The sequence below is a fragment of the Pseudomonas lactucae genome, from assembly GCF_036688725.1.
Taxonomy (GTDB): Bacteria; Pseudomonadota; Gammaproteobacteria; order Pseudomonadales; family Pseudomonadaceae; genus Aquipseudomonas; species Aquipseudomonas lactucae.
In genome coordinates this window covers 15,215-29,308 of sequence record NZ_JAQQPT010000029.1, presented here as the reverse complement: position 1 = coordinate 29,308, position 14,094 = coordinate 15,215, and the positions used below count along the sequence as shown (strand labels likewise).

Genomic DNA, 14,094 nt, shown 5'->3' with positions numbered 1-14,094 from the left:
GACGCGATTGCGCGCCTGATAACGGGCGCGCAATTTAATCTAGCCTGAGCACTATTCCCAACCATAAAATCCCGTTTCATACGCAGATAAAAGAACTTCTCTCAATTTTTAGCGACTGCTTGCCATCTTTCACCCCTGAGGTTAGGGTTGGACTTATGAAAACCTCTCACACCCTCATTCAGCTCCGCCAGCACCGCAGCCTGTGCCTCGTCAGCGCACGACTGCCAGGCTGAATCGATCTGCCTCGTCTTCAAGCTTTATCCCCAAAACAGTTCCACGGCAGGCCGCCTTTTCTCGGCCCTACAACAAAGGATTTCCCGATGAGCATGCTCAAAGACCCGTCTTCGAAGTACCGCGCGTTCCCGACCATCGATATCCCGGACCGCACCTGGCCCTCGAAGACCATCACCCAAGCGCCGATCTGGTGCAGCTCCGACTTGCGGGATGGCAACCAGTCGCTGATCGAACCGATGGACGCGGCGAAAAAGCTGCGTTTCTGGAAAACTCTGGTTGCTGTCGGCGTCAAGGAAATCGAAGCCTCGTTCCCTGCGGCGTCGCAAACCGATTTCGACTTCGTGCGGACCCTGATCGAAGACAATCACATCCCCGAGGACACCACCATCCAGGTGCTGACCCAGGGCCGTGAAGACTTGATCGCGCGCACGTTCGAATCCCTGCGCGGCGCCAAGAAAGCCATCGTGCACCTGTACAACGCCACCTCGCCGTCATTCCGCCGCATCGTGTTCAACCAGGACAAGGACGGTATCAAGGCCATCGCGGTCAACGCAGCCAAGCTGTTCGTCAAATACGCCGCCCAGCAGCCGCAAACCCAGTGGACCTTCGAATACTCCCCGGAGACCTTCAGCGCCACTGAGCTGGAGTTCGCCAAGGAAGTCTGTGACGCGGTGATCGAGGTGTGGAACCCGACGCCCGAGCACAAGGTGATCCTCAACCTGCCGGCCACCGTCGAATGCGCCACGCCGAATATCTATGCCGACCAGATCGAGTGGTTTGGTCGCCATATCAACCGTCGTGACAGCGTGATCATCAGCCTGCACACCCACAACGACCGTGGCACCGGCGTCGCCGCCACCGAGTTGGGCCTGATGGCCGGTGCCGACCGTGTCGAAGGCTGCCTGTTCGGCAACGGCGAGCGCACCGGTAACGTCGACCTCGTCACCGTGGCGTTGAACATGTACACCCAGGGCCTTGACCCGCAGTTGGACTTCTCCGACATCGATGGCGTGCGCAAAGTCGTTGAAGAGTGCAACCAGATCCAGGTGCACCCGCGTCACCCGTACGTGGGCGACCTGGTCCACACCGCGTTCTCCGGCTCCCACCAGGACGCAATCCGCAAGGGTTTCGCCCAGCAGAAAGACGATGCGCTGTGGGAAGTGCCGTACTTGCCGATCGACCCGGCCGACATCGGTCGCAGCTACGAGGCGGTGATCCGTGTAAACAGCCAGTCGGGCAAGGGCGGCATCGCCTACCTGCTGGAGCAGGAATACGACATCAGCTTGCCGCGGCGCATGCAGATCGAGTTCAGCCAGGTGGTACAGGCCGAGACCGACCGCGTGGGCCTGGAGATGACCGCGCCGCAGATCTACGCGTTGCTGCAACGTGAGTACCTGCAGGCCAATACGCCGTATGCACTGGTCAGCCATCGCCTGCAGGAAGAGAACGGCAACAGCTTTGTCGAGGTGGAAGTCTCAGGCAAGGGCCAGGGCGAAACCAACCTGCACTGGAAAGGCAAAGGCAACGGCGCGCTGGAAGCGCTGGTGGCTGGTTTGCCGATTGGCGTGGAAATCATGGACTACAACGAACACGCCATTGGCGCCGGCACTAACGCCAAGGCAGCAGCTTATATCGAGCTGCGGGTGAGCGGCGAACGTCCGGCACACGGCGTGGGCATTGATGAAAACATCACCACCGCCAGCTTCAAGGCGCTGTTCAGCGCGCTGAACCGTTCGTTGAGCCAGCAGGAAGCCAAAGCGGCGTAAGCTTTATCGCCGCAATGCAAAAGGCCCCTGGATGCGAATCCAGGGGCCTTTTTATTGAGTTTCAGATTTGGGTTGCCTGACAGGGCCTCATTGGGGACTTGCCCCCGATAGCGGTCCGTCAGACAAACTGAAAGCTATCGGCATCCAGATTCGCCGGGAATCTGCTGCGATAGGCAGACAACTCGGCCGCATCCAGAATCACCTGGAACACCCCGTCCGCCTCCCCCGCGCTCAGCAAGGTTTCGCCCTGGAAATCCAGCACCTGGCTGTCGCCTGTATAGGCAAAGCCTTTGCCATCCGTGCCCACTCGATTCACCGCCGCCACATAACACAGGTTTTCAATCGCCCGCGCGGGCAACAAGCGGTTCCAATGCTGACGCCGCGCACCCGGCCAGTTGGCGGTATACAACAGCAGGTCCGTATCTTGGGCATCGCGGCTCCACACCGGAAAACGCAGGTCGTAGCAAATCAGCGGCCGAACACGCCAGCCCTTCAACTCAAACTGCACCTGGCGCTCGCCGGGGGTGTAGTGATTATGTTCACCGGCCATACGAAACAGATGACGCTTGTCGTAATGCAGCACCTCGCCATCCGGCCGCGCCCACAGCAGTCGATTGCGATGGCTACCATCGGCGGCCTGGATAATCACACTGCCGGTAACCACCGCGTTGTACTTCGCCGCCTGAGCTTGCAGCCAATGATGGGTCGGGCCGTTCTCGGGCTCGGCCAGGCTGGCCGACTCCATGGAAAACCCGCTGGTGAACATCTCCGGCAGCACGATCAGGTCGGCGCCCCTGGCCTGCTCAAGCAATGCGTCGAAGTGTTCAAGGTTAGCCTGGCGGTCATGCCATGCCAGCGTGGTCTGGACCAGGGCGATTGTCAGGTTGGGCAATGCATTCAGATCACGCATAGTTTTTCAGCCGCTTGTCGCAGCGTCTCCTCGCGTTTGGCAAAGCACAGGCGCACCAGGCGCTGGCCTTGGGGTGGGTGCTGGTAGAAGACCGACACCGGAATGGTCGCCACGCCGTGCTCGCGGGTCATCCACAGTGACATGGCGACGTCGTCCAGATCGGGGCGGATTTGTGCGTAATCCACCAGTTGGAAGTAGGTACCGGCGACCCGAGTGAAACTCAAACGCGACGGCGCCAGCAGGTCACAGAACAGGTCGCGCTTGGCCTGGTAGAACGCTGGCAGTTCGCCGACGTGTTCCGGGTGTTCGGCCATGAAGTCGGCCAGCGCGAACTGCAACGGCGTCACACCACAGAAATTGACGTACTGGTGCACCTTGCGCAGCTCAACAGTGAGCGCTGGCGGTGCAACGACATAGCCGGTTTTCCAGCCGGTCACGTGATAGGTCTTGCCAAAGGAGCTGACGACGAATGCGCGTTGATACAGCTCTTCGTGAGCCAGCACGCTGACATGGGACATGCCATCGAAGACCAGGTGCTCGTAGACCTCGTCGCTGACCAGGTAGATATCACGGTCGCGTATCAGCTCGGCCAGTTGGTCCAGCTCAGCACGACTGATCAGCGCGCCCGTGGGATTGTGCGGGGTGTTGAGAATGATCATGCGCGTGCGCGGCGACAGCGCGGCCTTGATCTTGTCGAAGTCCAGCGCAAAGCCCTGCAGGCTCAGTTGCACATGCACGCAACGACCACCGGCCAGTTCCACCGAAGGCTCGTAACTGTCGTAGCAGGGGTCGAACACGATGACTTCATCGCCACTGCGAATCACCGCCTGGATTGCACAGAAGATCGCAGCGGTGGCGCCGGGGGTGATGGTCACTTCACTGTCGACATTGACCGTGACGCCGTAGCTGCGCGCGATCTTTGCCGCCACTTGCTGACGCAGCGCCGGTAGACCGGTCATCGGCGAATATTGGTTATGCCCGCTGGCAACGTGCCTGCCCACGGCATCGAGCAAACCCTGGGGGCCGTTGAAGTCGGGAAAACCCTGTGACAGGTTGAGCGCGCCGGTTTCGGCGGCCAATTGCGACATCGTGGTGAAAATGGTCGTGCCGATATTCGGCAGCTTGCTGGTGATCATGGAAGCCCCCTTCGGGTGAGCTGCAAGTTGTAAGCTGCAAGCAACAAGCGGGTCAAGGGGCAAACCGCCAGGCACGAAAAAGGGCTCATTCAGAGCCCTTTTTGTACCTGGCGGTTTGAGCTGCACGTTACAAGCCTCAAGCCACAAGTGATCCAGCTTTTACTTGCCGCTTGCAGCTTTTCACTAGCCGCTGCTTCACTTTTTATCGCGGCGCTTCTTGTCGGCCTTCTTGTGGTGAGTCATCAAGCGACGCTTCTTGTTCACCTGACGGTCCGTCAGTGTGTTCTTGTTGCCTTCGTATGGGTTCTCACCACCCTTGAACTCGATACGGATCGGCGTACCGACCAGTTTCAAGACTCGGCGGTAGGTGTTTTCCAGGTAACGCACGTAGGACTTGGGCACCTTCTCGATCTGGTTACCGTGGATCACGATAATCGGCGGGTTGGCACCGCCCAAGTGGGCGTAACGCAGCTTGATCCGGCGGTTGTTGACCATCGGCGGCGCGTGCTCGCCGACCGCGTCTTCCAGGATCTGGGTGAGACGGTTGGTCGGCCAACGGGTTACCGCGGACTTGAACGAGTTCTGTACGGAGGCGTAGAGATTGCCCACGCCCGTGCCGTGCAGGGCCGAGATAAAGTGGATATCGGCGAACTCGACGAAGAACAGGCGACGCTGCAGCTCGATCTTGACGAAATCGCGCTCGCTCGGCGTCATGCCGTCCCACTTGTTGATCGCGATCACCAACGCCCGACCGGCTTCCAGGGCAAAGCCCAGCAGGTTGAGGTCGTGGTCCACCACGCCTTCGCGGGCGTCCATCACGAAGATCACCACGTTGGCGTCTTTGATCGCTTGCAGGGTTTTGACCACGGAGAACTTTTCAACTTCCTCGTGGATCTTGCCGCGCTTGCGCACACCGGCGGTGTCGATCAGCGTGTACTTCTCGTCGTTACGCTCGAACGGGATGTAGATACTGTCGCGGGTGGTGCCGGGCTGGTCGTAGACGATGACGCGGTCTTCACCGAGCATGCGGTTGACCAGGGTCGACTTGCCGACGTTCGGGCGACCGATGATGGCGATCTTGATACCGTCTTTTTCGCTCGGGCCAGGAATGCGCTTGGCTTCCTCACCTTCGGCAACGATCTCTTCCTCGCCCTCTTCTTCCTCGGCGTCATCCTTCGGGAAGTCGCGCAGGGCGACTTCCAGCATCTGGGTGATGCCGCGACCGTGGGCACCGGCGATCGGGATCGCGTCGCCCAGGCCCATCGGGCTGAATTCGGCGCGGGCCTGTTCAGGATCGATGTTGTCGATCTTGTTGGCGATCAAATAGGAACGTTTGTTGCGCTTGCGCAGGTGCTCGCCAATCATCTGGTCGGCAGCGGTGTAGCCCGCGCGGGCATCCACCAGGAACAACACGACGTCGGCTTCTTCAATGGCCAGCAGCGACTGCTCGGCCATTTTTTCGTCCATGCCATGCTCGTCACCGGAGATACCACCGGTGTCGACAATAATGTAGGAGCGCCCCTGCCACTTTGCCTCACCGTATTGGCGATCACGGGTCAGACCGGACAAGTCGCCGACAATGGCGTCACGAGTCCTGGTCAGGCGGTTGAACAAGGTGGACTTGCCGACGTTAGGTCGGCCCACCAGGGCGATTACGGGAACCATGCGGCTCTCCACTTCGTTATTTCAGAAAATACAAAAGCCGCTGCAAGGCAGCGGCTGGTGCTCGGGGCAGCATCGTCAGATGCCGCATGCCCCGCCGAAGCAGGGCCGCCTGGGTGTTACCCCAAGCATGGTTCTTACTTGATGGTCAGGGCTTCCAGCTTGCCGCTGTTGCCATACACATAAAGCATGTTACCCACCACCAGCGGACGCGCACGCAGGCCGTCGCTGTCGATACGCTCACGACCGACAAAGCGACCGTCCACCTGGCTCAGCAGGTGCAGGTAGCCTTCGAAGTCGCCGACCGCTACGTAGCTGGAGAAAACTTCCGGTGCCGACAGCTGACGGCGGGCCAGGGAGTCGTTGCTCCACAACGCAGTGGTGGAACGCTCGTCAACACTTTCAACAGTGCCGGACGCCAGGCTTACGTAGACGCTGCCAAACCCTTGGGCGACACCCGCGTAGCTGGAAGCATCACGCTGCCAGTTGACGCGGCCACTTTGCAGGTCCAGCGCCGCAACGCGGCCCTGATAGGTAGCCACGTAGAGGGTTTCACCCGACAGCAGCAAGCCGCCGTCGATGTCCACCACGCGGTCCAGCTCGGAGCGGCCTTGCGGGATGGCCACACGGGTTTCCCAGGCCGGCACGCCGTTGCGGGTGTCCAGGGCGACCACTTTACCGGTCGAGAGGCCTGCAACGGCCAGATTGTTGGTCACAACCGGACCACTGGTACCGCGCAAGGTCAACACTGCCGGGGTGCTGTCGTACAACCAGCGCTGTTCGCCAGTGCTGGCGTCCAGACCGATGACGCGGTCGTCCTGGGTTTGCACCACGACGATATCGCCGTTGGTGGCAGGCGGCGCGAGGACTTCACTGGTCACGCGAGCGCGCCATTTCTCTTCACCGGTGCTGGAATCCAGCGCCACGACTTCGCCTTTGAGCGTGCCGAGCAGGACCATGCCGTAACCCACGCCGACAGCGCCGGAGACGGGCAATTCGAGGTCTTTCTTCCACTTGACGTCGCCGTTCATGCGATCCATGGAGACCACCACGCCGGTCACGTCAGCAGCCACAATGTTGTCACCGTCGATTGCCGGTACCAACATGTTGTAGGTTTCGCCCTGACCGTCACCGATGGAGCGGCTCCACTGCTTTTGCAGGACCACTTCTTCCTTGAAGCTGGTCAGCTCGGCCGGAGGCAGTTCTTTTTTACTGTTGCTGCTGCAACCCGCGGCCAGAACGGCCAGAGCCAGCAATGCTGCATGTTTCCAACGGATCACGTCACGCATCCCCTTTGGCCAAGTCGTCCAGCTTGATTTGTAAGCCACCGACTGCCGCTTCATCAGACAGCGCCGCCTTGGCTTTCTTATACGCAGCATTGGCTTCGTCGGTACGACCCAATTGGACCAACAGGTCCCCCTTGAGCTCTTCACGAGTGGCTACAAATGCTTTGTCCGCATCGCCGTCGAGCAGTTTGAGTGCTTCGTCAGCCTTGCTCTGTGCCGCCAATACCTGGGCCAGGCGCTGACGTGCGATTTCACCCAGGGTCGGGTTGGTCGGTTTGTCGACGATGGCTTTAAGTTCGACGGACGCGTCATCCAGCTTGCCGGAGTCGACCGCGACTTTCGCGACAAACAGGCTGCCGTACTGGGCGTAGGTGCTACCGCCAAAATCTTTTTTCAGTTCGCCTGCCAAATACGCAACCTTGGCCGCGTCGGGCTTGCCGTCAGGCGTCAGGGTGCTTTCCAGCAATTGCTGATAGAGGACCGAGGCGCCCTGGGACTGGTTGGCCTGATACTTGTGCCAGGCTTGCCAGCCGAACACCACCACTAAAGCCAGCAGGCCGCCAGTAACCAGGGGCTTGCCGTTACGCTGCCACCAGTCTTTGAAATCGGCCAACTGCTCATCATCAGTACTCGACACCCCAATACTCCTTAATCGCTAAATTCGGCTGTTCGACAGCTTCAACCCTGCACGACGCAGGTGGCCAAGTGCGCAGCAAGCGCATCGAAGGCAATGTTCTGTTGCTCGCCCTGGCCACGCAGGGGTTTGAAACCTATCACTTGCCGGGCCAACTCGTCATCGCCGAGGATCAGTGCGTACAACGCACCGCTCTTGTCGGCTTTCTTGAACTGGCTCTTGAAGCTGCCGGCGCCGGCGTTGATCTGCAGGCGCAGGTTGGGCAGTTGGTCACGCACCTTCTCGCTCAGGGCCAAGGCAGCCAGTTCAGCCGCCTCGCCAAATGCGCAGAGATACACGTCCACCTGACGGGCGATTTCTTCCGGGACCTGCTCCAGGGTTTCGAGCAGCAGGATAAGCCGCTCGATGCCCATGGCGAAACCTACGCCCGTGGTCGGCTTGCCGCCCATTTGTTCGACCAGGCCGTCGTAACGGCCGCCGGCACACACGGTGCCCTGGGCGCCGAGTTTGTCGGTGACCCACTCGAATACTGTCTTGCTGTAGTAGTCGAGGCCGCGCACCAGTTTCGGGTTGATCACGTACGGAATACCGGCGGCATCCAGGCGAGCCTTGAGGCCTTCGAAGTGCGTACGGGACTCGTCGTCCAGGTAGTCGGCCATTTTCGGCGCGTCGACCAGTGCGGCCTGGGTATCGGCGTTCTTGGTGTCCAATACGCGCAATGGGTTGGTCTTCAGACGGCGCTGGCTGTCTTCGTCCAACATGTCCAGGCGTGCGGACAGGAATTCCACCAGGGCTTCGCGGTAGCGTGCACGGGACTCGCTGGTACCCAGGCTGTTGAGCTCAAGCTTGACCGCATCGCGGATACCCAGCATGCCCCACAGACGCCAGGTCAGTACGATCAGCTCGGCATCGATGTCTGGACCATCGAGGTTGAACACTTCCAGGCCGATCTGGTGGAACTGGCGATAACGACCTTTCTGCGGGCGCTCATGGCGGAACATCGGGCCGATGTACCACAGCTTTTGTGGTTGACCACCACCGGTGAGGCCATGCTCAAGCACGGCGCGCACGCACGCAGCGGTCCCTTCCGGACGCAGGGTCAGGGAGTCGCCGTTGCGGTCTTCAAAGGTGTACATCTCTTTTTCGACGATGTCGGTCACTTCACCGATGGAGCGCTTGAACAGTTCGGTGAACTCAACGATCGGCATGCGGATCTGCTTGTAACCGTAGTTATCCAGCAGGCGCGCAACAGTGCCCTCAACGTAGCGCCACAGCGGCGTCTGTTCAGGCAGGATGTCGTTCATGCCACGAATGGCTTGCAGAGACTTGCTCACATCAAATCCTTAAATTCGTTTTCAGCCGCGCGCGATCAGCGCTGCGTCAGCCGCGACCTTTTCGGCCGCTTTCTCGCGGATCAGCTTTTCCAGCTCATCCACCAGATTGTCATTCGTCAGCTTCTGCGACGGCTTGCCGTCGATGTAGATCAAGTTCGGTGTACCGCCGGTCAAACCCACGTGAGCCTCCTTGGCTTCGCCCGGCCCATTGACCACGCAGCCGATCACCGCGACATCCAGCGGCACCAGCAGGTCTTCGAGACGCAACTCCAGATCGTTCATGGTTTTCACCACGTCGAAGTTCTGCCGCGAGCAGCTCGGGCAGGCAATGAAGTTGATACCGCGGGAGCGCAAACGCAGGGATTTGAGAATGTCGTAGCCGACTTTCACCTCCTCTACCGGGTCTGCCGCCAACGAGATACGGATAGTATCGCCAATCCCTTCGGCGAGCAGCATACCGAGGCCCACCGCAGATTTCACTGTGCCTGAGCGCAAACCGCCGGCTTCGGTGATCCCCAGGTGCAATGGCTGCACGATTTCCTTGGCCAGCAGGCGGTAGGCTTCTACCGCCATGAATACGTCGGAGGCCTTTACGCTGACCTTGAAGTCCTGGAAATTCAAGCGTTCGAGGTGCTCAACGTGGCGCAGCGCCGACTCGACCAGCGCCGCCGGTGTCGGCTCGCCGTACTTCTTCTGCAGGTCTTTTTCCAGGGAACCGGCGTTGACGCCGATACGGATTGGAATACCGCGATCACGAGCGGCATCCACCACGGCGCGCACGCGGTCTTCGCGACCGATGTTGCCCGGGTTGATTCGCAGGCAATCGACGCCCAGTTCGGCCACGCGCAGAGCGATCTTGTAGTCGAAGTGAATGTCGGCCACCAGCGGCACCTTGACCAACTGCTTGATGCGGCCAAAGGCTTCAGCCGCGTCCATGTCCGGTACGGACACCCGCACGATGTCCACGCCGGCCGCTTCCAGGCGGTTGATCTGGGCGACGGTGGCGGCGACATCGTTGGTGTCGCTGTTGGTCATGCTCTGCACCGCGATGGGGGCGTCGCCACCCACCGGCACCGAGCCGACCCAGATCTTGCGCGATACGCGACGTTTGATTGGAGATTCGCCGTGCATGACTATTGTCCCAACTTGAGGCGAGCGGTTTCGCCACTGGTGAACGGCGCCACGTCCACAGGCTGGCCGTTGTAGGCCACTTGCGCGCCACGGGCAAAGCCCAGACGCAGCGTCAGAGGAGGCTTGCCGCCCTGGTCGAGTGTATCTCCCTTACGCTTCAGACCGCTAAACAGCACTTTGCCATTGCCATCGGTGAGTTGCGTCCAGCAGTCAGCGACGAAGGTAATTTGTACACGGCCATCACCGGCGATCAATGCCGGCGTGGTAGGCGGCGAAATGGCAGGCGCCGCCGGAGCGACGGGCGCAGCTGCCGCTGAAGCGGATGCGGCAGGCGTATGAACCGGGGCGGCCGAAACTGCCGGCGCGGCCGGAGCAGGCACAGCGGCGGTTGTGGCAGGCGCCGTTTCCAATGCTGGCTGCTCAGTGGCGAGCGGCGCTTCAGGCGTGGCTTGCCCTTCGGCAACCGCCTGGTCCTCCGGCTCATCCAACGGATGGATCTGGGTGGTGCCGTCGGCGCTTTCGACTTCGACGTGCTCCATGGCGTTACTGGTCAGGTCCTTGGTGCGCTGGGAGGCCTGGTCCTGCCACCAGACAAAACCGCCGCCGATCACGGCGATCAGCAGCAACAGGCTGACAATGCGCAAAATGGTGTGGGACACCCGCACAGGCTCTTCGATACGGCCCAGGCCGTGGACATTGCTGCCCTGGGAGTCGGTACCGGTGAACTGGTCGAATTCCTGGACCAAGACGGCCTGATCGACGCCCAGCAATTTGGCATAGGCGCGGATATAGCCACGGGCGAAGGTATGCCCAGGCAGCTTATCGAACGCGCCGGCTTCCAGGTTGGCCAGCGACGTGGTGGTCAAATTGAGCTTGAGGGCCACTTCCGCCAGCGTCCAACCATTGCTTTCGCGTGCCTGGCGCAAGGTATCGCCTGGGTTTACGCGATTAGCTGCTACAACTTCCGGGTGCGCCGCTTTCATCATTGCTCCGACAGGTATTGCTGATATTCCGGCGTACCGGGATAGAGTCGTTCGAGTTGCTGGCCAAAACGTGCGGCCGTGTCGCGTTCTTCATGAACCGTCGCCAGGCGCGCGCCGAGCAATAGACTACGTGCATTTTGCCCGCTGAGCAGGCTAAAACGCGCGTAATAGTCACGTGCCGGCACATAATGCCTGTCTTCGTAAGACATCTCAGCCATTTCAAGCAATGCGCGAGGCTGACGACCGTTCAAGTGCAGGGCTTTTGCCAGCTGTTGGCGGGCACTGTCGCGCTGGCCGAGACGCATCGAGGTCACACCCAGATTCTCAAACACCCGCGAACGCTCAGGATAGAGGGTATCGGCGCTGGCTCGCTGGAAATAAAGGGCCGCCTGGTCGTACCGTTTCTGCTCGAACAGAAAACTGCCGTAATTGTTCAGCAGACGCGGGTCGGCAGGCCGGGTAGACAGCGCCTTGTTGAAGTATTGCTCGGCCAGTGCCGGCTCCGCCTGGGCCTGAAATACCAGGGCGAGCGCGGCATTGGCGTCAGCATCGTCTGCGTCCAGTTCAAGCGCCTTTTTCAACGGCACCTTGGCCTGCTCGCTCATGCCTTGTCGCAAATAGCCCAAGCCCAACTGCACATAGGCAACTCGCGCTTCGTCACGGCCCTTGCCGGTTTGCAAAGGGCTGTCATGGCCCGATGAAACACAACCAGCCGCCAGGCCGGTAACAAGCAGAAGCAGCGCAAGGCGCAAGGGCATAGAGATCCTCTCTCAGATTCGATTCACAGCGATTTGCGGCAGATCGTCGGCGGCGTTCAGTTCACGCACGGCGATATAACGTTCGCTACGACGGGTACGGTCCATTACCTGCCCAACCAATTGTCCACAGGCGGCGTCGATGTCCTCACCACGCGTGGTGCGTACGGTGACGTTGTAGCCGGCCTGGTGCAGTTGATCCTGGAAACGGCGGATGGCGTTGTTGCTCGGCCGCTCGTAGCCAGAATGGGGAAACGGGTTGAACGGAATCAGGTTGATCTTGCACGGGGTGTTCTTGAGCAACTCGATCATCTCGATCGCGTGCTCGACCTTGTCGTTGATGTCCTTGAGCAGAGTGTACTCAATGGTCAGCACGCGTTTTTCACCCAAGGTAGCCATGTAACGCTGGCAAGATTCGAGCAGCATCTTAAGCGGATATTTCTTGTTGATCGGCACCAATTGGTTACGCAATGCGTCATTGGGTGCGTGCAGCGACAACGCCAGGGAGACGTCGATGTGCTTGGCCAGCTCATCGATCATCGGTACCACGCCGGAGGTCGACAGGGTCACGCGGCGCTTGGAGATGCCGTAGCCCAGGTCGTCCATCATCAGGTGCATGGCTGAAATGACGTTGTCGAAGTTCAGCAGCGGCTCACCCATGCCCATCATCACCACGTTGGTGATGGCACGGTCGACGGTCGCCGGGACGCTGCCAAAGGATTTGTTGGCAATCCACACCTGGCCGATCACTTCGGCGGCGGTGAGGTTGCTGTTGAAGCCTTGCTTGCCGGTGGAGCAGAAACTGCAGTCCAGGGCACAGCCCGCCTGGGACGAAACGCACAGAGTGCCGCGCTTGCCCTGGGGAATGTACACGGTCTCGACGCAGCTGCCGGACGCCACGCGCACCACCCACTTACGGGTGCCGTCGCTGGAGATGTCCTCGCTGACCACTTCGGGACCACGGACCTCGGCAATGGTCTTGAGCTTGTCGCGCAGGGCCTTGCTGACGTTCGTCATGGCGTCGAAATCGTCGACGCCAAAGTGGTGAATCCATTTCATTACCTGACCGGCACGGAAACGCTTCTCCCCGATTGAGTCGAAGAATTTCTCCATTTCCGGCTGGGTCAGCCCCAGCAGGTTGGTTTTAACAGTCGATATAGTCATGGATTCACCCTCACTCTTTAAGCCGATGCTTAGCGAGCGGTTACTTCAGTAGCAGCGAAAAAGTACGAGATTTCGCGAGCAGCGGCAGCTTCGGAGTCCGAGCCGTGTACAGCGTTGGCGTCGATGGATTCAGCGAAGTCAGCACGGATAGTGCCGGCAGCGGCTTCTTTAGGGTTGGTAGCACCCATCAGCTCACGGTTCAGAGCGATAGCGTTTTCGCCTTCCAGAACCTGAACAACAACCGGACCGGAGATCATGAATGCAACCAGGTCGCCGAAGAAGCCACGTGCGCTGTGCTCAGCGTAGAAGCCTTCAGCTTCAGCCTTGGACAGTTGCTTGAGTTTCGAAGCTACAACCTTCAGGCCGGCTTTTTCGAAACGAGTGGTGATCTCGCCGATGACGTTTTTTGCAACAGCGTCAGGCTTGATGATGGAGAAAGTACGTTGAACAGCCATGGTGTAACTCCAGAAACGGTAATTTACGAAAAATTAAACCCGCGAATTATACGCGGGTTCAGGGGTATTGCCTAACCTGCAAGGTCGATCAGTCGATTTCTTCGATCCAGAGCTGTTGGACAGCCTCCAGAACCTTCTCGCCACAACGGCCAGAGGTACTGTCGAAATCGGGAAGCTTCATGATCCAATGCTGCAGATCGACAAAATTAACGGTCAACGGATTCACATCCGGCTTGGCTTCGGCCAACTCTTCTGCGATGCGTTGTACATCATTCCAACCATAGCTCATGACAGTGTCACCATCAGTGCGGCGCTTCGGCCGCATGGTTAAGCGAATATTTCGGAATTTCGACAGTGATGTCCTCGGTCCCGACCTTTGCCTGACAGCTTAGACGCGAAGTCGCCTCCAGGCCCCAGGCGCGATCGAGAAAGTCTTCTTCCAGCTCGTCAGCCTCTTCAAGCGAGTTGAACCCCTCGCGAATGATGCAGTGACAAGTGGTGCAAGCACAGACACCACCACAGGCACTCTCGATCTCAATGTGGTTGTCATGGGCAACTTCGAGGATGGACTTGCCGGTCTCAGCCTCAACAACCATACCGTCCGGGCAATGCTCGGCGTGTGGCAGAAAAATGACCTGCGGCAT

At 59.7% G+C, this 14,094-nt stretch carries 13 protein-coding genes and 1 pseudogene; 1 reads left to right on the top strand and 13 read right to left on the bottom strand.

Going from position 1 to position 14,094, the window contains the following annotated elements; translation table 11 throughout:
* The first annotated feature begins 320 nt into the window (after nt 1-320).
* A complete protein-coding gene (gene leuA, locus V6M90_RS26845; protein ID WP_332847412.1) occupies nt 321-2,000 on the top strand; it encodes a 2-isopropylmalate synthase in 1,680 nt (559 codons plus the stop codon).
* Between the two features lie 118 nt (nt 2,001-2,118).
* Here the strand turns inward: leuA and V6M90_RS26840 are convergent, their stop codons facing one another.
* The 13 genes and pseudogenes from V6M90_RS26840 to fdx form a co-directional block, all read right to left on the bottom strand.
* Nucleotides 2,119-2,910, bottom strand: a complete 792-nt coding sequence (locus tag V6M90_RS26840; RefSeq protein WP_141065035.1) for an amidohydrolase — start codon at nt 2,908-2,910, stop codon at nt 2,119-2,121.
* The gene (locus V6M90_RS26835; RefSeq protein ID WP_003175947.1) at nt 2,898-4,046 is read right to left on the bottom strand and encodes a pyridoxal phosphate-dependent aminotransferase; all 1,149 of its coding nucleotides are present in this window, start codon (nt 4,044-4,046) and stop codon (nt 2,898-2,900) included. The genes V6M90_RS26840 and V6M90_RS26835 overlap by 13 nt, the downstream gene beginning before the upstream one ends.
* Nucleotides 4,047-4,241: 195 nt before the next feature.
* On the bottom strand, nt 4,242-5,711 hold the full coding sequence (gene der / locus V6M90_RS26830; RefSeq protein WP_003175948.1) for a ribosome biogenesis GTPase Der: 1,470 nt from the start codon (nt 5,709-5,711) through the stop codon (nt 4,242-4,244).
* 134 nt (nt 5,712-5,845) lie between these two features.
* Nucleotides 5,846-6,997 (bottom strand): outer membrane protein assembly factor BamB, encoded by a 1,152-nt coding sequence (gene bamB, locus V6M90_RS26825; protein WP_003175949.1) that lies wholly within the window; start codon nt 6,995-6,997, stop codon nt 5,846-5,848.
* Nucleotides 6,990-7,631 (bottom strand): YfgM family protein, encoded by a 642-nt coding sequence (locus tag V6M90_RS26820; protein ID WP_003175950.1) that lies wholly within the window; start codon nt 7,629-7,631, stop codon nt 6,990-6,992. The genes bamB and V6M90_RS26820 overlap by 8 nt, the downstream gene beginning before the upstream one ends.
* A 41-nt stretch (nt 7,632-7,672) precedes the next feature.
* Complete coding sequence (hisS, locus tag V6M90_RS26815) at nt 7,673-8,962, bottom strand: histidine--tRNA ligase (protein ID WP_003175951.1); 1,290 nt, start codon at nt 8,960-8,962, stop codon at nt 7,673-7,675.
* A 21-nt stretch (nt 8,963-8,983) separates the two neighbouring features.
* Nucleotides 8,984-10,093 carry a flavodoxin-dependent (E)-4-hydroxy-3-methylbut-2-enyl-diphosphate synthase gene (gene ispG, locus V6M90_RS26810; protein WP_003175952.1) on the bottom strand — a complete coding sequence of 370 codons (1,110 nt, stop codon included), beginning with the start codon at nt 10,091-10,093 and terminating at the stop codon, nt 8,984-8,986.
* Nucleotides 10,094-10,095: 2 nt separating this feature from the next.
* Nucleotides 10,096-11,076, bottom strand: coding sequence for a RodZ domain-containing protein (locus V6M90_RS26805; protein ID WP_003175953.1), 981 nt, complete (start codon nt 11,074-11,076; stop codon nt 10,096-10,098).
* Complete coding sequence (gene pilW, locus V6M90_RS26800) at nt 11,076-11,834, bottom strand: type IV pilus biogenesis/stability protein PilW (protein ID WP_003175954.1); 759 nt, start codon at nt 11,832-11,834, stop codon at nt 11,076-11,078. The genes V6M90_RS26805 and pilW overlap by 1 nt, the downstream gene beginning before the upstream one ends.
* A 25-nt stretch (nt 11,835-11,859) precedes the next feature.
* Nucleotides 11,860-12,995, bottom strand: a pseudogene (gene rlmN, locus V6M90_RS26795) (23S rRNA (adenine(2503)-C(2))-methyltransferase RlmN); the annotation flags it as partial.
* Nucleotides 12,996-13,024: 29 nt separating this feature from the next.
* Entirely contained in the window at nt 13,025-13,450 is a 426-nt protein-coding gene (gene ndk / locus V6M90_RS26790) for a nucleoside-diphosphate kinase (RefSeq protein WP_003175956.1), read from the bottom strand.
* Between the two features lie 88 nt (nt 13,451-13,538).
* Nucleotides 13,539-13,739: a Fe-S cluster assembly protein IscX gene (gene iscX / locus V6M90_RS26785; RefSeq protein WP_003175957.1), complete on the bottom strand. Its 201-nt coding sequence runs from the start codon at nt 13,737-13,739 to the stop codon at nt 13,539-13,541.
* Between the two features lie 13 nt (nt 13,740-13,752).
* Nucleotides 13,753-14,094: an ISC system 2Fe-2S type ferredoxin gene (gene fdx, locus V6M90_RS26780; RefSeq protein ID WP_003175958.1), complete on the bottom strand. Its 342-nt coding sequence runs from the start codon at nt 14,092-14,094 to the stop codon at nt 13,753-13,755.

What these genes read in the sequence shown, in the direction of transcription:
- leuA (WP_332847412.1), top strand. Translation starts at nt 321, where the DNA reads ATGAGCATGCTCAAAGACCCGTCTTCGAAGTACCGCGCGTTCCCGACC.
- V6M90_RS26840 (WP_141065035.1), bottom strand. Translation starts at nt 2,910, where the DNA reads ATGCGTGATCTGAATGCATTGCCCAACCTGACAATCGCCCTGGTCCAG.
- V6M90_RS26835 (WP_003175947.1), bottom strand. Translation starts at nt 4,046, where the DNA reads ATGATCACCAGCAAGCTGCCGAATATCGGCACGACCATTTTCACCACG.
- der (WP_003175948.1), bottom strand. Translation starts at nt 5,711, where the DNA reads ATGGTTCCCGTAATCGCCCTGGTGGGCCGACCTAACGTCGGCAAGTCC.
- bamB (WP_003175949.1), bottom strand. Translation starts at nt 6,997, where the DNA reads ATGCGTGACGTGATCCGTTGGAAACATGCAGCATTGCTGGCTCTGGCC.
- ispG (WP_003175952.1), bottom strand. Translation starts at nt 10,093, where the DNA reads ATGCACGGCGAATCTCCAATCAAACGTCGCGTATCGCGCAAGATCTGG.
- V6M90_RS26805 (WP_003175953.1), bottom strand. Translation starts at nt 11,076, where the DNA reads ATGAAAGCGGCGCACCCGGAAGTTGTAGCAGCTAATCGCGTAAACCCA.
- pilW (WP_003175954.1), bottom strand. Translation starts at nt 11,834, where the DNA reads ATGCCCTTGCGCCTTGCGCTGCTTCTGCTTGTTACCGGCCTGGCGGCT.
- ndk (WP_003175956.1), bottom strand. Translation starts at nt 13,450, where the DNA reads ATGGCTGTTCAACGTACTTTCTCCATCATCAAGCCTGACGCTGTTGCA.
- iscX (WP_003175957.1), bottom strand. Translation starts at nt 13,739, where the DNA reads ATGAGCTATGGTTGGAATGATGTACAACGCATCGCAGAAGAGTTGGCC.
- fdx (WP_003175958.1), bottom strand. Translation starts at nt 14,094, where the DNA reads ATGCCGCAGGTCATTTTTCTGCCACACGCCGAGCATTGCCCGGACGGT.